The sequence below is a fragment of the Paenibacillus sp. DMB5 genome, from assembly GCF_001517085.1.
GTDB lineage: Bacteria > Bacillota > Bacilli > Paenibacillales > Paenibacillaceae > Paenibacillus_AQ.
Window position 1 is genome coordinate 356429 of record NZ_LRAC01000120.1, and the last position, 21166, is coordinate 377594.

Consider the following 21166-nt stretch of genomic DNA (forward strand, 5'->3'; position numbering starts at 1 on the left):
TCCCCCTGTATTATATAATCAGCATCAGATTGTCAGATAAATTTGTCCGCTGGCCGGATCCACTTCAACTTCATAGGTCTTCACATGTCCGGTATCCGGAGCAAGCACATTTCCGCTGTGCAGATCAATCCGGGAATCATGAAGCGGACAGTGCACCTTGGAGCCGCACACCATACCTTCCGATAAGGCTCCTCCTTTATGGGGGCATTTATTCTCAATAGCAAACACTTCCCCGCTTGTTAGGCGAAACAGAGCGATTTCAGTACCCGCCATTTGCAGCTTACGTGAGCCTTTAATGTCGATATCCTTTACATTGCCTACGAGCACTTTGGTCATTGTCATGGATAGGACCTCCTTATACCGTTTCAGGTTCTGTGATCGGGGTGAAGTTTTTGCGCAGCTCCGGCTCATTGACAATCTGCTTCCACGGGTCGGTTGTCAGAGCCAGCGTTGCTTCAATCCGCTCCTTCAGGGCCAGCCGCTCTTCGCGATTTTCAAGCGCCTGCTTGATGCTTTCAAGTCCAACCCGCTCTACCCAGGTGGAGGTCCGCTCATTCCAGATGGCATTTTCCCGGTAATATTGCAGGAAAGCACTTGCCCACTCCAGTACCTCGTCATCGGTTTTCACTACACAGAGCAGATCCGTTGCACGGACATGCACCCCGCCGTTACCGCCGATATGCAGCTCCCAGCCTCCATCAATCGCCACAACGCCAAAATCTTTAATAGTTGCTTCAGCACAATTACGAGGGCAGCCGGATACAGCAAGCTTTACCTTGGAAGGTGTGTTCAGCCGCTCAAAAGCTTTTTCCAGCCGGATTCCCATTCCGATCGAATCCTGTGTACCAAAACGGCAAAAGGTTGAGCCGACACAGGTCTTAACCGTACGCAGTGTCTTGCCGTAAGCATGGCCGGAAGGCATATCCAGCTCCTCCCACATCTTCGGGAGATCCTCTTTTTTGACACCCAGCAGATCCAGTCTCTGGCCGCCGGTGAACTTGACCATCGGAACATCGAACTTGACAGCGACCTCGGCAATTTTGATCAGATCCGCCGGAGTTGTTATTCCGCCGTAAATGCGCGGTACAACGGAATAGGTTCCGTCCTTCTGAATGTTGGCGTGGTATCGCTCGTTGGTAAACCGGGACTCTTTTTCATCCACATACTCATCCGGCCACAGCATCCCCAGATAATAGTTCAGGGAAGGACGGCATTTGGTGCATCCTTCTTCGTTGTTCCAGTTCAGTACATGCATAACTTCCTTGACTGTCATCAGCTTCATCCGTTTGATTTCGGCCACAATCTCATCGCGTCCAAGGGTAGTGCAGCCGCAAATACCTTCTTTTACCTTAACGGCTTTATCTCCGGCGTACAGCTGGAGCAGACCTTCCACCATCGGCTTACAGCCGCCGCAGGAGGCAGAAGCTTTCGTGCACGCTTTAATATCGCCCACGCTGGTGCAGCCGCCCGACTGAATCGCCTCGGCAATTGTTCCTTTGGAGACCCCGTTGCAGCCGCAGATAATCTCATCGTCAGCCATCGCTTCCAGGCGGTTAGGTCCTTTCGTTGAACCCAGTGCATCAGAGGAAATGCCGAGCAGCAGCTCTTTTTCCTTGCCTCTGATATTCTCGCCGTTCTTGATAAGCGAGAACAGCGGTGCGCCGTCACTGGTATCTCCGAACAAAACCGCGCCGATCAGCTTATCTTCCTGTATCACCAGCTTTTTATAGACTCCCTCGATCTCGTCCTGATACCTGAGTGATCTGGAGCCGGGCTGCTCAATGAACTGTCCTGCCGAGAATACGTCAACCCCGGATACCTTTAGCTTGGTTGAGGTAACTGAACCGGCATAGCCTTCTGTCTGTGCTCCGCCCAGTCTTTTAGCGAGAACGGCTCCCTGCTCATACAGCGGGGCGACCAGACCGTAGGCAATTCCCCGATGCTCGGCACATTCCCCCACAGCATAAATGCCGGGAATGTTCGTTTCCATGTAATCATTGACGATAATTCCGCGGTTCACATGTATGCCGCTTCCACGGGCCAGCTCCACATTCGGCTTGATGCCGACAGCCATGACGATCAGATCCGTTTCAGCGACCTCACCGTCTGCGAACAGCAGGCCTTTGACTCTTTTTTTGCCGAGAATGGCTTCGGATTGCTTCTTCAGCAGGAACTTCATGCCTTGCGCTTCGAGCTCCTTCTGCAGCATGACTGCAGCAGCCTCATCCAGCTGGCGTTCCATTATATATTCGTTGATATGGACAACCGAGACTTCCATACCCAGATGCAGCAGCCCCCTGGCCGCCTCCAGACCCAGCAGACCTCCGCCGATAACCAGCGCTTTGCGGTGAGTCTTGGCTGTTTCCTGCATAATCTGCGTGTCCTTGATGTCGCGGAAGGCAATTACACCCTCTTTGTCTGCACCAGGCAGGGGAAGCATAAACGGATTGGACCCGGTTGCCAGAATCAGCTCATCATAGCCGGCTTCCACTCCCTTATCGGTGTGAACTTTCCGGTTCACCGTATCAATAGAAGTTACAGTATGTCCGGTATAGAGCCTGATGCCGTTACTGCGATACCATTCCAGGTCATTAATGATGATGTCGTTCATGTCCGCTCCACCCGCCAGGACAGATGACAGCATGATCCGGTTGTAGTTGGGGTGAGGCTCAGAACCAAAAATCGTAATTTCATAAGCATCCGGTGCCAGCTTGAGCAAATGCTCAATGGCTCTGACCCCCGCCATCCCGTTTCCGACTAATACCAGTTTTTTGCGTACATCTGACATATGCCTCTCTCCTCTCTATATACACACCAGAAATCAACAGAAATAGCCCGCTACACTCCGCCCGGAAACATTACATTCCCGTTGCGATAAAAGTGATAGCAGGCGCCGTTGCCGCTAAAGCCGGATACACCGTTGTATCCGTTCAATTGTTAAATTTGTTAAATCGACTATACTACAGCCGATCCCAAAACGTCAACAATTATGACATATAAATTTTAAATAATTTAATTCATCGACAAAACAGCCTGATCCGTGTTATATAATATTACATATTATTTAATGTGGCAGTTCCTTGTTTTTAATATGAATGAGATCTTGAAGATCCTGTAAAGGAGCGTCTGGCTATGCATTCCCTGCTCTTGATTCAGAACGGCAGAACAGAGAACGACACAGAGGCGCGCTCCGAGCATAGTCCCGGGCGTATTCTTGAAGCTTGCGGATATGTGACCTGGACGGCAACCGGTGAGGAGCAGGCTTCTATATTAATCCGGGACGCCGATGCTACCCTTCTATGTATGCCGGTCACCGAAATTGAGCTCTGGAGACGAAAGCTGCTCAAGCACAAAACCGCCCCAGTCCTCTGGTGGTGTACCTCAGCTACTGCTGACCTGTCTGTCTCCGCCTGCGGTGACAATATTATTGTGGACGGAATCCTCTCCCCTTACATGCATGAGCAGGAGATCCACTGGATTCTTCATTTCAGCTCCAGACAATGCTTCGAGCGCCAGCAGTGGCACAAAGAAAAGGAGCAGCTGCTCGCACGGATTGAGGAACGCAAATGGATTGATATGGCCAAGGGGATTCTGTCCAAGGCCAAAAACATCAGTGAATCCGAAGCCTATGACCTCCTGCGCAAGCAGGCAATGAATGAACGCAAACGGATGGTGGATGTAGCCACCTCGATCGTTAAGGTCTACCAGCTGCTCCAGGATCAAACTTAAGGAGAATCCGATATGATCAACCTGTTAAAAGAAGTAGCCAGAGGCAAGCGCGGCGCCAGGGACTTGAGTTATGACGAAGCAGTAGCGGCAGCTGAGGCAATTCTCTGCCAGACCGCCTCTCCCGTGCAGATCGGAGCTTTTCTGATCGCCGAGCGGATCAAGCTGGAGAGTATCGAGGAGCTAGAGGCGTTTGTCGCGGTCTGCCGCAAGTACGCCCGCCGTGAGCCTGTACTGCAGGGGCTGGACTGTGCCGGTCCGTATGACGGCCGGAGGAACTCATTCATTGCTACCTTCCCGACAGCATTTGTGCTTGCAGCAGCAGGTATTCCTGTTACGCTGCATGGTGCAGCGCCGCTTCCGCCGAAATGGGGTATTACGCTGCAGGATATTATAGAGGCCTCCGGCGTTCGTGTTGCCGGGCTTTCACGTGATGAGGCTATTGCAGCCGCGGAGACAAGCGGTGTGTTATTCGCTCAGGCGGACCAGTGGTGTCCGCCGCTCGGCGCCCTGCGGCCGTTAAGAGAAGACATCGGCATGCGGACGATTCTGAATACTGCCGAGAAGCTGATCGACTACTCCTGCTCCCCGTACATTGTATTTGGTATCTACCATAATACCGTCTTCGACCGGATTTCCAGGCTGATCATTAAGCTTGGTTATAGTAAAGGTCTGGTTGTGCAAGGAGCGGAGGGGTCCGAGGATCTGTTCATCGACCGACCAAACCGCGTGTACACAGTGGCTGAGGGCCAGGCTCAGCTCGATATTATCGACCCGGAGCTGCTGGGCTTGGAGACGGAGGTGCCGGAGCTGGATTGGACTGCCCGTCTGCAGCTGCAGACTGCAGAAGAAGTGCTGCAGGGCGGCGGCCACATGGCCTTTTACAACCAGACCCTGCTGAACGGCGCGGCCCGGCTGCATCTGGCCGGCAAAGCCGGTTCGCTGGAGGAAGGTGTATATATCTGCAAGCATCTGCTCGACAACGGCAGAGCCTGGAGGGTGTATGAGCAATGGCGGAGTGCGCTGCTTGGCAGCAGAACGCCTGCACTGGAGCAGTTTAAGCTCTAGGCCAGCTATAAATGCCCTACACCCCATACTTTCTCTTACGGAATAATTATGTATAAAGCTTTAAAGCCAGCTTAAGGAGATAAAGGGCGAGCAAATGCAGCGGATAAAACAGGTAAAAAAAGGTCTGCATTCCTCTTCCCCTTTCTCCGTTATAACGGGACAGCAGCGGAACGGCAATAATAGCTGCTCCCCCAACCGCAAAAGGATACAAATATCTGTTCATTGTACTGTCATGCATGCCCATTATGGCCAGAGAATCAGGTACCGCCCATATTATGGCTACCCCGAAGACAAACATAAACCCAATGAGCGCAAGTATCCATCCGTTGTAAACCTTCTGTTGCTTACGTGCCGCGTAAAAGGCCAGAATCATAACCACTCCGGTTACACTCCAGTCCCCCAGAAGCGAAATCCCGCATAGTATTGAAATTAATGAATATCTGAGTATATGGTTTGCAGTATTTTCATAGACCCGAATGGCCAACAAGCCCAACAGTAGCGTCAACATAATATTACCCGAGCCATACCAGTCATTGAAAACCAGTCCGTAAGGCACAATACTGATCAGCCCGGTTACAGCAAGACGCAGTGCATATTTTATAAAGCTTCTCGTATGGAGATAACCCTCGGCAATAAAAAAAGCCATAATAGGCAGTGTAATTCTGCCTACCACCTGAAATCCCAGAAAATCAGGAAAAAATAATGCTCCGGTATGATCGGCCAGCATTGCCATGATCGCTATAAGCTTTAAGCTGGCTGCATCAAAGCCTCTTACTTCTGCCCGAACGGCAGTCCCTTGTCCCATGTCCCTCCCCCTTCTTTCTTTTAACTCCTATCCCTTGGTACTCAAAAATTCGACTGATGCAGGAGGCCCCGGTCCCCTATCTTCTCCAAGAGCTGCTTCAACAGCTGGCGCGAAGCGGGAATCATCCGCTTAGGCTCACCGGAATTCAGATTGCCTTGAAAGATGATCTCCTTCTTGGTTTTATCAATGGATTCCACCTTCATCAGGTTTACGATAAATGCCCGGTGACACCGGAACAGCCGCGGATCTTTGGCCTCGATATCCTTTAAATCCCCGTAGAATTCAAGTGTTCTGTTCTCGGAAACTAGACGGATTTTGTGGGGAATATCAGTTGTTTCAAAGTAATAAATGCTGTTAAAGGGGATTTGAAATTTCGTGAACTTGTTATCAAATACGAACCAGTCATTATCATCAACCACTGTTTTTCTTTCATCGGCAATGGTCAGAATTTCTCTAATCTTTAACTCCAGCTCATCCTGATCAGCAACTTTAACAATAAAATCAAGAGCAGCCACCTTATATTTAAATGTGACTGGAGATAAATGGCTATGTGTTGTCACAAAAACAATATGGCCGTGAGCGTCGTATTTCCGGATTTCCCGGGCAACCTCCAGTCCTTTGGTTTCGCAGCCTGAAATTTCAATATCCAGAAAATACAAATTATTCGCACAGGCTTTGGATTCGAGAAGAAGCAAATCCGGCTTGGCGGTGACAACGAGATTTCTGCAGCGGATACCCAGCTCCTCACAGGCTTTGCGGACTAACTTTTCCATGATACGCTGTTGAATGAACTGATCCTCCAGAATAAAAATATTCATGATATCGCTCTCTTTAATATTAATGTCTGCATAAAAAATTCCGATTCCTTTCTGGTATCCAGAGCAGCATACCTGTTACTGTGCAGCACTCTGGATATGTTATATAAGCCAAGCCCCCGGTTGGCTGCTTTCGTGGAAAAGTTCCGCTTGTAAAGATCATCGACAGAAATCCCTTCAAGCGCGGCTTGACTGTATGAGTTTCTGATCATTATCGTCTGAATATCAGCTTCATGAATCAAAACAATGCTTATCATCGGGTTACCGGATTCCAGCGCAGCATCAATGGCATTATCCAGAAAACAGGATACCACTCTGCAGAGATCAATAATATCCATATATACTTCGCTGATTCTGCCCTCTATCTCCAGTCTGATATCGATTCCGCGTTTCTGTGCTATCAGCATTTTTGAGGCTATGATGCTCTTCAGCTCGCTTACATCCAGATTTATGAGATTGTCCAGCCTGTACGAGTATCCGTTTAACTGTGACGCTGTCGGCTGAATCGAATGCTCGTATATCCGCTTGATCATACCCAGATCTCCAGTTCTGATCCCCTCATCCAGCATTAGCAGAATGTTGGCATAGTCATGCCTGAAGCTGCGGATGTCTTCGTACATTTTTTCAATCTCCATAATATAAGCCTGCAGCTGCATATATTGATCAGTCTTATTCTTCTCCAGCTCACGTTCCCGCAGGAATCGATATAGCCAGTTAATGATCATCAGAAAAATAACAGTAACCCCAACCAGCAGCAGCACAATCTTAAACCGCTCGGATACGGATGGTTGCTTGCAGATTCCGAATAAATGATGAAGCCGAGCCCGATTTTACCCACGACCAGGAATAGCGAAGCTCCGGCTATAAGCTTATTCCGGTAAAGCTTCAAAAGTTTGACCGCCGGAGCAGGGAACCAGTAGAATACCAGTTTGCAGAACGCCAGATAGATCAGCGGCGGTGAAACGGCTGCCAGAAGAGGAGCCGACCATCCAAAGCTAAATTCATAAGGAACCGCATAACTGATGACTGTAGTGAAATAACCTAGCAGTGTAGTTATAAAGAGCGTCAATATGGCATGGAAGCCAATTACCCACAAGGACTCATATTTGTCGATTAGCCACCCGTATACGGTCAGTAGCACAAACAAAACAGGATAAACTATCAGCCCGAATTGATCCAGGGCGGTTATCCCGATAAAGTAATACAGCAGTAAAAAGAGCAGCATTTTATAATTCATGCGGAAAAGTCCCGGACCATTGCTGCTCACCATATGATAAATTACAAGATAACTGGTGTACTGCAAAAAATAAATTCCGGCAGTCATCATTTTTTAATCAGTTTCTCCAGCTTTGGATTGACCGGTTCATAAAATAATCCGAAGCAGATTCCCCCGCCTCCGCCTTTTTTACTCATATACTCGACCAGCTTCGCCTTGAGTCCGCTCTGGACATTGTTACCTTCGTGTACTTCAACACTCTTGATATTGTTCATAGTTGGCATAACTCCTTCTCATAATGGAATAAAATAGTGGTGTTATAACAATCGCTTCAAGAAACGGCCCGAATATGAACCATTGGTTAAAGCCGAGCACGACAGATATTAAAAGGAATACTGCATTAAGAAGGACAGCCTTTATTTTACAGGCTCTTCTAAACTTCCTGTTCACCAGCGGGTTATACTCTGTATCGGCCGGAGCATACCTGGCAGACAAAGTGAGAGAAAGCAGGCCTATTCCGACCAGCAAAAACCGGTTCCATTCCACTTCCTGCAGCAGCAGCGGGACAAACACAAAGCATAGCAGACTCACCAGGGTACAATGCAGAGATTTGCGGGCATGCCAGCCGAATGCTTTTTGCCGGACAACCGTATAAGACAGCAGCATGGCTGCCGTTTCGGTAAATATACCGAAGAGCGCTGCAGTAATCAGGACAAGCAGGATCTTTCCTGCTCCGGCCAGCATATTCTCTATGTAGTACAGCACACAGGAGCGTTTCTCCTCTTCCATATCGTTATCCTGCAAGTATGTATCTGTCAGCCATACAGACAATCGATGATACAACGGCACAGCCCTTCTCAACTCCGTTCTACGGGAAACTGAAATTGTACATATTCACGATATTTACTGTGCCTATGCATAAGTTCGTGATGAGTACCTATCCCCGTTACTTCTCCCCTGTCCAAAAAAATGATCTGGTCGGCTTTGTAAATCGTAGACAGGCGGTGAGCGATAATAATCGTCATTTTGCTTTTGGAAATCATTCTGATGGCATCATGCACAAGCTGCTCTGAATCACTATCCAGATTAGCTGTCGCCTCATCAAACAGTAGAATGTCATGATCTGCAAGCAGGCATCTGGCGATTTGAATCCGCTGCTTTTGCCCGCCCGATAATTTAACTCCTCTTTCACCGACAAAGGTATCTAGTCCTTCCGGCAACTGCTTAATCACCTCCTTCAACCCTACACGGTCAAGCGCTTCATAAATCTCCTGGTCGTCCGCTCTTCTGTTCAGCCCATATATCAGATTGTCCTTAACCGATCCTACCAGCAGATCACTGTCCTGCATGACATAAGAAATTTTACGCCGCCATTCATCCGTCCTGATATTATCCAAAGATACACTATTATAAGATATATTCCCATTATATTCCTCATAAAACTTCTCAAGCAATGAAAAAAGTGTGGTTTTTCCTGAACCCGACGGACCTACAATTGCAGTCGTTGTACAGCCGCTAAGAGAGAAGCTTACATTGGATAACACAGGCTGATCCTGTCTGTAAGCAAAAGAGACATTATCAAAATTCAGGCAGTCATACGCTGTCTCCTCTGATTTTCCAGGTACCGAAGCTGCCTGAAGCCTCTGCTTCTCATCCTGCTGGCCATAAATAGCGTAAATTTCCTTGCTTGCCCCTTTAGCCTTCTGAAACTCTGTGAAAAAACTGCTCAGCTGGGTTAATGGTGAGACCATTGTAAATAAATAAAAGATCATGGATACTAGAATTCCAGTAGTAATTCTACCGCCGGCAATCCCAGAGCTTCCATACCAGAACATCCCCGCCAAAGCCATCATAATAACAATTGTAACAATAGGCTCTATAACGGCGGACAAAACCCCTTCTTTGATGTTCAGCCGGAAAATCCGGTTAAGAATTCTCCGCGTATAGGCGATCTCGAGCTTTTCTGAGGTCGTAGCTTTAATAAACCTGATATTATAGAGGATTTTTGCCAGTTCGCCTGAGAAATCCGCCGCTGCATTCTGCGTCTCAACAGAAACCTTATTTATTCTTTTGCCAATAGGGTAGATGAGCAGCGCAGTTACAGGAATTAGTGCCACCAATGCGCTCATTAATCTCCAGTCCAGAACAAATAACATGATTATACAGCCGGTGACCATGAGCATATCGGCAATAACAGACGGCAAGGCGATAGCCAGAAAATTACTGACAATAGCCAGGTCGTTAGTCATTCTGCTGATAATTTTTCCATTTTCATTGTTGTCGAAATAGCTAACCGGCAGATGAATGACTTTATCCCATATTTTCAGCCGCAGCTCCCGGAAAAATTTACTCCCCACATATCTGAGTAAAAGTGCAGAAACAGCGTTCAGCACCCCTCCGGCCATAAACAGCAAAAGGAGCATAGCTGCGTCCCGGACGTACAGCTGAGAATTTGATATTTTATCTACAAGATTCCCTGTAATAACCGGCAGGACCAGGGAAAAAGCAGCTGAAATGAGAGTGAATACGATGGTCCATGCCAGCGCCAGTTTGGGCCAGCTTGCTATTTTAATTAATGCCAGCAGGGAATTGGCCGTTTTCTGGTCTCTGCCGGCTTTATCAATTCCCGGTTGCTCCATTTTCAGTTCCATTCTGCTGTACTCACCTATTTTTCTTTATGATTTTCGTATTCGAGCAAAAACTTCATGGCCAGCGTGTAGATACCTGCTGCTATCGCCACCATGATAATGTAAGACAGGGACAGCCTCGTTCCAATCCAATCTGTCTGATTGCTTATCTGGAATAGCAAAAAGCATACGGCACTTCCGGCGAAAAACTCTAGAGTATATGAAAATTTACGCTCTTTTTTCAGACGGTCAAGGACAATATCTACAAAAATCACAGCAGATGTCAGCATAAATGAGATTTTGTATAACATGATCTTATCATCGGCGATCACCTGCTGATCTTCAAAGCTCATAAAGTATCTGGCTAATAATGTTCCGATCACGAGGTATAGAACAATAGCCAGTAAGTTGATTCCGACACATTCCGCCTTGCTGTAGGCTATTTTCCCTTCCGCCCGCTGGACCAGGGTCGCTGCCAGGCTTGAAAAGAACAGAGCCAGGAACCAGATATAGAAATACGCATCAAGCTGGAAGGAAAGAAAGTCGGTGATCAGTCCCACCGTAACAGTAATAATTTCCTTTAATAACATGAACATCAACGTTTCCTCCTTTTAGCTGAACAGGAGCATCTGTTCCCAAGTGCATAAATGCTTGTTGTCATAGGTCAACAGTGTCAGCAGTACACCTGCACATCCGTCGAGTAGCCCGACTTTATCCAGACAGACCGGCTTCTCGGCAGTTCCCTCAATGTCAGCAAAAGCTAACAGATCCTCTGCACTCCGCAGCTCCAGCAGACGCTGCAGAAACTCCTCCCCGCCCTCCAAGCCAGCAGCACGCCTGAAGTGCTCCTGAATCAGCAGCAGTCCGGCATATCCATGACAAATTGTTGGTGAGATTACCTTTCTTAGCCCATCCGGCCGTAAATAGACAGTATTAAACAATTGCACCGCCATTGTCTGCATTAAGTCGTCTTCCAGCGCCAGGCCTAAGCGGAACAGTGCAACAGATGCTCCCGGTGTACCATAACACCAGGCATCACGGTGATACGACGGATTATGCCCATTCCCGGCTTCCGGATCTGCTATAACCATATTGGGTATAACGGAGGTGCCATGCCACTGCCGGATGTTCCCTTTCAGGAATGCCCCCGCCACTTCCAGCACTTCTCTTAATCCATTTATAGGATAATGCCGCAGCTTGGCAACAGACAGCAGGTTAATCGCCCCTGTAATTCCGTGTGCCATGCCCAGATTGTAGTAGACGCTCTGTCCAGAAAGCTTTTCAAAATTATTCAGCCTGCCCACGGCCCCGGTAATCAGCTGCAGGATTTGATTAAGCGCTCCAACCAGTCTGCCGGAGTAATGAACCTGCTGCTCCTTTACCTCCATCAAAACAGCGGCGATTCCCGTCCATCCGGAAATCAAATCCAGATCGCTGTCCACGAGCAAGCCGCCTTCCAGCTTACTCCTTGTTTCTTCAAAAAACGCTGGGTAGCTGTCAAAAAACACATCAAGGAGCTGCGACAGAACATGTGTATATCTCGTTGAGCCTCTTGAGCATTCGTTAAACATAAAGATGAGACCGGCCAACCCTGAGTAAAGAGATAGAGAATGAACCGGCATGCTGCCGGCTAACCGCACAATCTCCTGATTATAGCGGAAAGCAAGCACATCCCAGCCCTCCTCCGGGTATACCTCATCCAGCTTATCCAGAAAAATACTGATTCCCGGATAACCCGAGGCCAGCGAAAGAAGATCCATTTCAGGGTAATCATGCATGGCATGCTTCATTATAAGTGTACGTACTTTGCTCATATCCTTGAAAACTTCCGCACTATTCCTGACCATTTCAGATAAATGGTCTCTGACCGCTTCACCTGCCATAAAACCCTCCTTAATACACAGCATGATATTTCTTTGACTGCATGTAATCCTCCAGTCCGTAATAGCACAGATGCAGCGCCAATTCTTCTTTTTCCCGGTCAAGACCTAGCACTCTGTTGCAGAACATGTGCAGGAGACTGAACAGAATATCATCGTAATAATTGGTTCTGTTATCCGTTTCCCTTATTGCGTTGAAGTAGGCTGTATATTGCATATGCCTGCTGTCCGTGTCAGTTAACTGTAATGCAGCATCATGGTCCTGTTGGATGAATTGGAATAAAGCTTCCTTGCGCTCCCGGTATTCCTGCCTGAAGCGCTTATAATCTGTAACCGGCTTTAGCGCCGCTAATTGATCAGACTTATTTGGATAAGCAAACCGCAGCATTTCCAGCATTCCCGTACAGCAAAACAACATCTGGTCCGCTGCATCAATCTTCCTTTTTCCTGCATAGTAACCGGATACCAGCTGGGAATCTACAGCAAACAGCTTCTCCGCTTGTTCAATCAGCACTGTACCTCCATACCGCAAAATTTCCGGACGATAAGGTACAATCGTATACGTACTGACCAATCCGGATGACACTATACTGTTCAGGAAGTCGAAAATATAGTTTAAGGCAGTCATACGTCCGCTTTCTGCGCTTCCCGGCACCTTGCACCGCAGCCTGACATGCGGTACTTTATCCGCATAACGGACGAAAAAGATTCGCTTAATAAAGTTTTCCGGACCTTGATCCATAAATGATTTGAAGGCATTTCCCAACAGGTCAGTCAGCAGCTCCTGATTGTAATATAACTGAAAGGCCATCCAGTCCGAACCCGGGTAATAGACTGCCTTAACCGGGGGGCTTAATACTTTGTTCAATCGTTTATCCGTGGCTTGTGCAGACAACCTTTGTACCGGTAAATACCGGAATGAGCTGCTCTTGCCAAAGAAGACGCACTCCTCCATATACCGGTTGGCGGAAGAGAAAAGCTCACGCTCTGTTTCGGTCATAACAGCTGCCTTGCCTTCCGGGTTCCGCGTATATTCTTTGTGCAATAACTTCCGGTGTTGTAGATGCTGTAGATCCAGGAGCAGCTTATTGTCTAATTCCACCAGATATACATATCGCGGAAGGTTAGCTTTTATGATCCATTCATCCAGGAAGGCCAGAAACCGTTCTTCGCTTTGAAGCTGTTTATCCGCATATAACACCCATTTTTTAGGGCTGATGACGATATTCTTATAGGTAACTCTAGGAGTATAGGTGGAATCATAAAGATATTCATCCAGGTGTGACCAGCCGGTCTGATACTGCTGATTAATGTCATTCAGGAACCGGACAAGACCGGGGGCCAGTGCTGTATTATACATACTGCTAAGCTTTGGAAACACCAATTCTCCTGTATCCCTGTGCTTTAGATAAAAACAGCCCGATTCTTCCACCCCTACCAGCAGCCGGGAGATATCCAGCCCGTGATTTACCGGGAAGCTCCCCATACCCAATGAAGGGTCAGGTGTCCGGCCTACGGTCATAATATTAGCGACCTTTGGATTCGACGGGTAAAAGGAGATTTCAGCAGAATGTACACCAGCCTCCTGCTTCTCAGGTTCTCTGATGAAATTAAAAATTTCTTCCGTGCTCCCTTTGTCGAACATATAAGCAAACCTTCCAAAGGTCTGGCAAGCTTCAGGCGATCCGGATCTGTTATTTAAATAAAAGGTAACCCCGCCTTGTTCATTTTTCATACAGGAATAATATAAATCGAAGGAGACATGGATATCTGCCCGACTAAGCTCAGACAGCTTACTTAATTTGGTGTTATCCAGTACGATATCGGTATGATTGGCGATAGCATTCGTCTGCCACTCTGCAATAAGCGCCTTCAGACTCTGGAAGCGGCTCTCATTCTTGAGCCTGTTCCTGCTTTCGCTCTGGTGACTGCCATTGTACTCTTCCGGTTTACCAATTCCCATGGTCCGGCTAAACAACTCCAGCAAAGGTACTTCTTCGTATACCCCATATTTTTCGGTAAATTGCTGCCGGTAATCTGACAACGTGTCTTCTTTTGTATAAGTAGAAAGCAGGCTCAGAATTGAAGCTGTTTCCGCAAGAGTCTGCCTGTCGCTGTCCGATAAAGGAATTTCGTTTGCCTGATCCAAACGGATATCAACTTTGACCACGTCGCCTTCATAATCAGGAAGAATTGCACGTACCTGCTGCAAGGCAGCTTCAATACTATCCCGCTTGACTGGAGCGGTGCTGATGTCCTGTATAGCATGAGCAATCCGTTCGAGTGAATCCGAATAATAGGCTGCCTTTGGCGCAGTCATTTTCTTCAGCGTGCCAGCCAGATGGTGAAGCGGAGCAGCATCCCGGGGATCAGGGACCAGCGCACTTACCAGAAAGCCCTGTTCCATCAGCTGCCGTACAAACGTCACGCTGATGCTGTCATCCACGCCAAATGCTTTGTTTACTGCCTTAGTAAGCTGGAGAAAGGACTGCCGTTCCCGGTAAAGAATGTCCAGAATAAAATCTATGACCGGGGTTTTGAGAACCGATATATTTTCAGCACTCTGTGCCTCCTGTACCTTTGCAAAGGTGGTTTGATAGGAGATAACGAGCCTGTGATGGTCTGTGTAGGAAGTGTTATTCACACTCAGTTTTAACTCATTCCGGATTTCCGCATCTCCGTGAAACAGCTCAATCAAGCTGTATATCAGACTGTAGTCCGCTGACGCCCAGACAGTTTCTTCCGGTGACAGCCCTTCTGTGCCAAACCGGGAAATACCGACTCCTGCGAACAGTCCAAACGGTGTCGGCCTGCAGATCGCACGCGATATAAATTTGGTAAGGCTCAATATAAGATTCCGTTTCTTTTTGGGCTTCATTGTCTTTCCTCTATTCAGACTTTGCAGCGCCGTGTATGTCGCAGGACTGGAGATGAAGATCGAATCCAGTAATCCTTGCTCTTCAATAAAACGTACAAGACTATTGAGGTATTCATCGTCATCCTGTACTTCAAGGTCAAACAAATCAGTATATTGTTCCAGGCTGAGCAGTGTTTTCCGGTACATGTAGGTGTCCGATATTTCAAATTTCTGCAGCATGCAATCAACCTCTCATATGTCTCAATGCTCGAATAGAGCCTGATAGACTCACTTCATAATGCTCCTGCTTGGTACCGGCAGGCCTTGCACCCAGACGGAGCAGCTCCTCCAGTACAGTACGATCGGGCTTCAAGCCTTGGGCTATGAGCTCACCGGCAAGACTGGCAACAACACCGCTGAATAATGCGCTGGCTATGCTGGTACCGATTCCTACGGTATATGCCTTGTCAAAGCCCAGTACCTCATATAGATAGTCGCCTGTGACAAGCTCTGATTTGGCAACCATGACCCAGTCATTGTCGTAATTCACTTCATACTCATCTCCAGTCGGAGCAAAAAACTGGCTGCTGAGCGTATTGCTGAACAAGGACACCCCGCCGTTCTTATTTGTTGAACCGATCGGATACACTCCCTGTAAATTTGAAGGCACCCTGAATTCCTGCGATATATCACGCCCGTCGTTCCCCGCAGAGCAAACCACCCAAATCCCTTGTCTGCCGGCAAAGTCAATCAAGGCCTGAAACCGCCCAAATTCGAGCAGGTCCAATTCGTATTCCGTTCGGTAGCTAATATTGATTACCGGATATCCTTTGGAAATACCTTCCTTTAGCGCTTTATAGAGCCAATCAAGCTTGCTAATCCCTTTTTTATCGGTTATTTTGTAGACAACAACGCTGGCGGTGGGGGCTATTCCCTTAAACACCTTTTTGCCTGTAACAGAGCTGATCATCTGTGTGCCATGGCCGATATAATCACTCAGACAGGGCTCATAAGGCACAAATGATCTGCACTCTGCTTCAATAAGATTGCCTTTCAGCTCCGGGTGGAATTTGTCGGCGCCTGTATCAATAAACAGAATGGTTAGCGGCCGGCCGGAAGCTGCATTATATTGGAACTGATCCGTCATGCGGGCGGTGTGCCAGTTATAAATATTTGGTTTAAACATACAGTCTCCATATGTAAGTTAGAGGCAGCTATTCACTACCTCTAACTTATCAAGCCCTTATGAATTATTTACAATTGGAACAAGAGCCGGTACAGATGCAAGTAAGCGTTCTGCATACTGCTTTGGATATCTGGATTGTTGTTTTGACAATTGAAGCCTGAGGGCTCAGGTCGCTTGCTTCGTAGCTCTTTCTCAAATCGAGGTCAAACATTTGGTTGGTATTCATTTTTTCTTCTTCCTCTCTGGTTTTTGGATTAATAAACTTGATATTAGTGGCACCCCTAAATCTCGTTTATTCGGATGACGCTTTTGTGTTGTCTATGCTGTCGATAGACCAAGAATATATCAAATCCCCCCGGTTTTTGTGCTCTATTCCTGAAAAGCACTCCAAACCTCATAAAATGCACCATTTAATTAAAATTTAAATCTGCAGCAGCAAAAAAGCCCCGCAATCTGCCTCGGCAGAATTACAGAGCTTAGCTTTCATATATTAATCGGTATGAAGCGCCTGCCGCTGTTGACCAGACGCCTTCTTCTCACGGCGTCCCGCTTCACGGCCGCCAAGCTTAAAAACAAGAATGCCGCCTACAATGACCAGTACACCAAGCAGCTGATTCAGGCTAAACGGAACCTTTTCCAGCCCCATCCAGCCAAGGGAATCCCATAGAAGCGCGAATCCCAGCTGCGAGGTCAGCACGATTGCAATCGCAAAAGTCGCACCAAGCAGCTTCGTTGCCTGCACCAGGCAGATTACCACGCCGACGCCGATCACTCCGCTGAACCAGTACCACGGCTGCATATGCTGGAGTGTAAACATCCCGGTCCCCTGAGTAATCAGCCCCATAATAAGTGAAGCGATAAAGCCCATCCCGAGTACAAGTGTCGTTGTCGACCAGGAGCCTGTATGCTCATTGACTTTACTGTTAAAAATATTCTGCAGGCCCACAAGCGCGCCCGCCACCAATGCCAATATAATGCCGATTATCATAAAAATTATCCCCTTTTTTGCATTAAAGTTTAAGAATCAGCACGCCGGCAATCATCATCCCGATTCCGATGAACTGCGGCAGCCGCATTTTTTGCTTCACTACTCCGAACCAGCCGTTGCTGTCAATCATGAAGGTCATAAACAGCTGGGCGATCAGTAGTGCGGATATAGTCAAAGTAACTCCGACATGCTGTATTGCGGTTACCTCACTGAAAATAATGAACGCAGCCAGCGCGCCTCCGGTCAGATACAGCGGATTTACTTTTTTGAAGCCTTGCTTCTTCCCGTCGCGTACGAACAGAAGAATCGCCAAAGCCATAATAAAACCGGTTAATTGTGTGATAGTTGCTGCCTGCCATGTCCCTATGTCCTGGCTGATCCGTGCGTTTGCAACCCCCTGCAGCGTAATGCACGCCCCGCCTATAAAGGCAAAAATGATTCCCTTCATGTCTTCTCTCTCCTCTTTGTAATCTCTGCCTTAATTAAATGACATCCGGCGTAATCCGTGAAGGACATATGTCCTAAATTACAATTTCCCCTTAGCATTGCACCAAAAAGCCCGCTTCAATCCTCTTTTTTAGAGGCTGAAACGGGCCTTTAATAAACATAAACTCAACTAAGACAACAGCTTCATCTCATGCAGCCGGTCAAAAATCAGCCTGCTGACCGCCGACACCCGCTCCCTGTCTGCCAACGTAAGCCACGCCAGGTCAGCAATTTCCGCTGCCGGGGTAAGCGTACCGTTATATTCTGCAGTCAGGCAGGTCATCCGCACCTGCACACCGGGTTCTTTACCATGTGCTTCAGCTTCAAATGTGCCAAAATGCCGGATACTCTCCGGAATAATCTGTACCGTCAATTCCTCTTCAATCTCGCGGATCAGTGTTTCATTGTCCGTCTCGCCCGCTTCCCGTTTGCCTCCGGGGAAATAATAGGTGTCTTTACCGTGAGAACGAGCGCCGAGCACCTTCCCGTCTACAATATGAATCCAGGCAATTTTGTCTATCACTGTTGTCATTTGTTATCCTCCTTGAAATAAAGGCATTCGCTATTATCCATTAAAAGCTATCTTCCCCGCTCCTTAAAGGACAGATGTCCTACACAGTCTTCACAGCACATGTCTCAATACTCCAGCTTAACATGCATATGCATAGCCGCTTCATCCCAAGGGACAGAATAAGCCTGTCCTTTGGCACAAAAAATTGAGGCCGACTGGTAGGCGGGATCGGCATTTTTATCGTACTGCTTCATACTGATGATGTGTCCGGCCTGATGGCAGGTCTGGTACCCGCCAGCCCGCAGAGATATGGCTCCTTTGCCTTGTGTCATGGAAGCCAGTCTTACCGGATAATTCATGAAAGTGGCAACCGGCACTGTTCCGGCAAGGATAGCCGTTTCACCATTTATTTCGGGTGAGGTAAAGCTTCCGCTGGCCTGCTGAATATCGGACATCACTCTGCCTACATGGTCGGCATGAATCCGGATTTTGAAATCATAAAACGGCTCCAGCAGCACATTCTCCGCCTGCTCCAGCCCCTGGCGTAATGCGCGCAGAGCAGCCTCCCGGAAATCTCCGCCTGACGTATGCTTGTTATGAGCCCTGCCGCTCAGGAGCGTAATCTGAACATCGGTCAGCGGCGAGCCGGTCAGCAGGCCGTGATGCCCTTTGTCCAGCAGTACCTGAACAATCTGATTCTGGTAGCCCACAGCCAGATGATCGGGGTGACACTTATTATGTACCGTTACGCCGCTCCCGCGTTCACCCGGTTCAAGCTTCAGATGAACCTCGGCGTAATGGCCCAGCGGCTCAAAATGGCCACAGCCATAGGCTATTGATTTGATCGTCTCCATATACAAAATCTCCGGGTCACCAAAGGTTACCGGTATATGAAATCGCTCCCGGAGCACCTGCTCCAGCACCTCCAGCTGGATCTGCCCCATGACCTGAATTTGCAGCTCCTGAAGCATTTCATCCCAACTTACATTCAGCGAAGGGTCTTCCGCACCAAGCTGCTGAAACGCCTGCAGCACCTCTTTCAGGTGAACCGGGGGTTCGAAACAGACTTTGGATCTCAGCAAAGGAACGAGTCCGCTGCCCACAGTGTCCTCCAGCTCTCCGACGCCTTCTCCCGGCCCGGCAGCCGTTAAGCCGGTTACGGCAAACAATTCACCCGCTCCGGCCCAGTCGGCCGCTGCCGTCTTCGCCCCGTTAATCCGCCTTATACCGGTAATACGTTCAGAGATCCGCTTTCCTGCAGGACCGCAGGTTAACTCTTCCCTTACCTTTAGCACACCTTGCAGCGCTTTAATATAAGTGATCCTTGTGCCCTTGTCATCGTAGCGGACCTTGTAGACTCTTCCGGCAAAAGGCAGACGGTAATCATATTCCGTTACCGCAAGTGCATCCAAATTTCGGAGAAAGCTGCCGATCCCTTCATCCAGCAGAGCGGAGCCTGCCATGCAAGGAAAGACTTTGCCCTGCCGCACCAGATTAACTAGTGCCTCCTTCCAGACCGGCTCGTCCAGGCTTCCATCGAGATATGCCTCAAACAGCGCTTCATCCCGTTCAGCCAAAAAAGAGCGCAGCTCCTCATCCACACCGCCAGTATCAAGCTCCGGCAGCATAAAGGCATCTCCGCTGAGCAGCTGGCGAATCTCGCTAAGCACACGCTGCGGATCGGCACCGATACGGTCTGTTTTATTGATAAAAAAGAAGGTTGGAACCCTATGGGAACGCAGCAGCTGCCATACCGTCTCCGTATGACCCTCCACACCTTCAACTGCGCTGACAATCACAACTGCATAATCGAGAATCTGCAGCACCCGCTCCATCTCCGGCGAAAAATCGACATGGCCGGGAGTATCCAGCAAAAAATAGTGTGAATCGCCGTAGCTGAATTCCGCCTGATCAGCGAATACGGTGATGCCGCGCGCTTTTTCAATCTCATGGGTATCCAGAAAAGTATCCTTATGGTCTACTCTGCCCCTGCTGCGGATCGCTTCCGTATGGTAGAGCAGCTGCTCGGCGAAGGTCGTCTTTCCGGCATCGACGTGGGCAAGCAGACCGATTGTTATATTCTTTGTCATTCTTGCTGGTAGTACACCTCCAAAAGTATGGTTCGATTCCTTTATATACTCTTTTATGTACCTCATACTAAATACACGGCAAACCATCCCTTCTCATTATGGGCGGTTGCGTGTATGATCAATCCTATGAAACGCATTATCTATCCCTGCCTGGAACGGTTACGCCCCTCCTGATAAACAACCAGCGCCCAGACCAGAACAAACAAAGGAATAAAAATATACCAGGGAAGGGTAACAGTATCACCGATTACAAAAGAAATCAGAAGCAGTACAGCTATGACAATAATGGAATATAGCACGCCTCGTCCAAAAGTTCTCATTTTCCCGCCTCCACTTCATTCAGGTATATCCAATATTACCCAAACTGGATAAAATAACTCTAATTAGCGGGATTTCTGTGTTATTATCTCTGGGTTACAGATGTTATTAATACAATTCAAAAGTAAAGACAGGATACTGTTCAACCGGGAGAAACCCCAGCTTTAAAGCGAGCCGTTGTGAGGCCAGATTGTCCTGAGTTGTCTCCCATAAAGGAACCATACCCAATTCCAGATAATAGCCGATCAGTGCAGCTGCCGCCTGTGTCCCGTAGCCCTTGTTCCGCTCAGCCGTTTCGTAGGTATCCGCATCAATAAAATATTCATTGCCCACAGAAAAACCGTTATTTCGGCAGAAAGACACGGTTACTCCTCCTGCCTTCACTGACGCTCCAAACGTTTTCTTTTCCAAAAAATAAGGGTCAGTATGTGACGACGTACTCTCATCTTCAGTGACAATCGGGTACTGTGCAATATCAATCTCAAGTTCAGCAGCATCAGCTCTAAGGAAGTCCTGTAATGTTCTAAACCGCCCTGTCTCCAGCTCATACACTGATTCAAAATGCTTGCATCCACCTGCCGGCAGCCCAGACT

At 48.1% G+C, this 21166-nt stretch carries 21 protein-coding genes; 2 read left to right on the plus strand and 19 right to left on the minus strand.

Going from position 1 to position 21166, the window contains the following annotated elements:
• Window positions 1–24 precede the first annotated feature (24 nt).
• Together nirD and nirB are read right to left on the minus strand one after the other, a co-directional pair.
• Window positions 25–336 carry a nitrite reductase small subunit NirD gene (gene nirD / locus AWJ19_RS13835; RefSeq protein ID WP_068724617.1) on the minus strand — a complete coding sequence of 104 codons (312 nt, stop codon included), beginning with the start codon at window positions 334–336 and terminating at the stop codon, window positions 25–27.
• A 19-nt stretch (window positions 337–355) separates the two neighbouring features.
• Entirely contained in the window at window positions 356–2788 is a 2433-nt protein-coding gene (nirB, locus tag AWJ19_RS13840; RefSeq protein WP_068724527.1) for a nitrite reductase large subunit NirB, read from the minus strand.
• Window positions 2789–3132: 344 nt separating this feature from the next.
• Between nirB and AWJ19_RS13845 the strand changes: the two genes are divergently transcribed.
• Complete coding sequence (locus AWJ19_RS13845) at window positions 3133–3729, plus strand: ANTAR domain-containing protein (RefSeq protein WP_068724529.1); 597 nt, start codon at window positions 3133–3135, stop codon at window positions 3727–3729.
• Between the two features lie 12 nt (window positions 3730–3741).
• A complete protein-coding gene (locus AWJ19_RS13850; RefSeq protein WP_068724531.1) occupies window positions 3742–4794 on the plus strand; it encodes an anthranilate phosphoribosyltransferase in 1053 nt (350 codons plus the stop codon).
• 46 nt (window positions 4795–4840) lie between these two features.
• Here the strand turns inward: AWJ19_RS13850 and AWJ19_RS13855 are convergent, their stop codons facing one another.
• The 17 genes from AWJ19_RS13855 to AWJ19_RS37300 form a co-directional block, all read right to left on the minus strand.
• Window positions 4841–5599 carry a TraX family protein gene (locus AWJ19_RS13855; RefSeq protein WP_068724532.1) on the minus strand — a complete coding sequence of 253 codons (759 nt, stop codon included), beginning with the start codon at window positions 5597–5599 and terminating at the stop codon, window positions 4841–4843.
• Between the two features lie 41 nt (window positions 5600–5640).
• Complete coding sequence (locus AWJ19_RS13860) at window positions 5641–6417, minus strand: LytTR family DNA-binding domain-containing protein (RefSeq protein WP_068724534.1); 777 nt, start codon at window positions 6415–6417, stop codon at window positions 5641–5643.
• On the minus strand, window positions 6414–7175 hold the full coding sequence (locus AWJ19_RS36610) for a GHKL domain-containing protein (RefSeq protein WP_241781736.1): 762 nt from the start codon (window positions 7173–7175) through the stop codon (window positions 6414–6416). The genes AWJ19_RS13860 and AWJ19_RS36610 overlap by 4 nt, the downstream gene beginning before the upstream one ends.
• A complete protein-coding gene (locus AWJ19_RS36615; protein ID WP_241781737.1) occupies window positions 7139–7651 on the minus strand; it encodes a hypothetical protein in 513 nt (170 codons plus the stop codon). The genes AWJ19_RS36610 and AWJ19_RS36615 overlap by 37 nt, the downstream gene beginning before the upstream one ends.
• Window positions 7652–7737: 86 nt before the next feature.
• Complete coding sequence (locus tag AWJ19_RS35835) at window positions 7738–7905, minus strand: hypothetical protein (RefSeq protein ID WP_198536561.1); 168 nt, start codon at window positions 7903–7905, stop codon at window positions 7738–7740.
• Window positions 7883–8479 carry an accessory gene regulator B family protein gene (locus tag AWJ19_RS13870; protein WP_277815806.1) on the minus strand — a complete coding sequence of 199 codons (597 nt, stop codon included), beginning with the start codon at window positions 8477–8479 and terminating at the stop codon, window positions 7883–7885. Before AWJ19_RS13870 ends, AWJ19_RS35835 begins: the two co-directional genes overlap by 23 nt.
• Before the next feature lie 8 nt (window positions 8480–8487).
• Window positions 8488–10281, minus strand: coding sequence for an ABC transporter ATP-binding protein (locus AWJ19_RS13875; RefSeq protein ID WP_068724537.1), 1794 nt, complete (start codon window positions 10279–10281; stop codon window positions 8488–8490).
• Window positions 10282–10295: 14 nt separating this feature from the next.
• Window positions 10296–10847: a DUF5823 family protein gene (locus AWJ19_RS13880; protein ID WP_241781739.1), complete on the minus strand. Its 552-nt coding sequence runs from the start codon at window positions 10845–10847 to the stop codon at window positions 10296–10298.
• A 21-nt stretch (window positions 10848–10868) separates the two neighbouring features.
• A complete protein-coding gene (locus AWJ19_RS13885) occupies window positions 10869–12140 on the minus strand; it encodes a lanthionine synthetase C family protein (RefSeq protein ID WP_068724540.1) in 1272 nt (423 codons plus the stop codon).
• Window positions 12141–12150: 10 nt separating this feature from the next.
• The gene (locus AWJ19_RS13890; RefSeq protein ID WP_068724542.1) at window positions 12151–15234 is read right to left on the minus strand and encodes a lantibiotic dehydratase; all 3084 of its coding nucleotides are present in this window, start codon (window positions 15232–15234) and stop codon (window positions 12151–12153) included.
• Window positions 15235–15238: 4 nt separating this feature from the next.
• Window positions 15239–16180, minus strand: coding sequence for a S8 family serine peptidase (locus AWJ19_RS13895; RefSeq protein WP_068724543.1), 942 nt, complete (start codon window positions 16178–16180; stop codon window positions 15239–15241).
• A 490-nt stretch (window positions 16181–16670) separates the two neighbouring features.
• Complete coding sequence (locus AWJ19_RS13900) at window positions 16671–17168, minus strand: DMT family transporter (protein ID WP_068724545.1); 498 nt, start codon at window positions 17166–17168, stop codon at window positions 16671–16673.
• Window positions 17169–17190: 22 nt separating this feature from the next.
• Window positions 17191–17616, minus strand: coding sequence for a DMT family transporter (locus tag AWJ19_RS13905; protein ID WP_068724547.1), 426 nt, complete (start codon window positions 17614–17616; stop codon window positions 17191–17193).
• Between the two features lie 168 nt (window positions 17617–17784).
• Window positions 17785–18186 (minus strand): NUDIX domain-containing protein, encoded by a 402-nt coding sequence (locus AWJ19_RS13910; protein ID WP_068724549.1) that lies wholly within the window; start codon window positions 18184–18186, stop codon window positions 17785–17787.
• A gap of 104 nt (window positions 18187–18290) precedes the next feature.
• Entirely contained in the window at window positions 18291–20255 is a 1965-nt protein-coding gene (locus tag AWJ19_RS13915) for a TetM/TetW/TetO/TetS family tetracycline resistance ribosomal protection protein (RefSeq protein ID WP_068724550.1), read from the minus strand.
• A 140-nt stretch (window positions 20256–20395) separates the two neighbouring features.
• Window positions 20396–20575: a hypothetical protein gene (locus AWJ19_RS13920; RefSeq protein WP_068724552.1), complete on the minus strand. Its 180-nt coding sequence runs from the start codon at window positions 20573–20575 to the stop codon at window positions 20396–20398.
• Between the two features lie 106 nt (window positions 20576–20681).
• Complete coding sequence (locus AWJ19_RS37300) at window positions 20682–21125, minus strand: GNAT family N-acetyltransferase (protein WP_068724553.1); 444 nt, start codon at window positions 21123–21125, stop codon at window positions 20682–20684.
• Window positions 21126–21166: the final 41 nt, after the last annotated feature.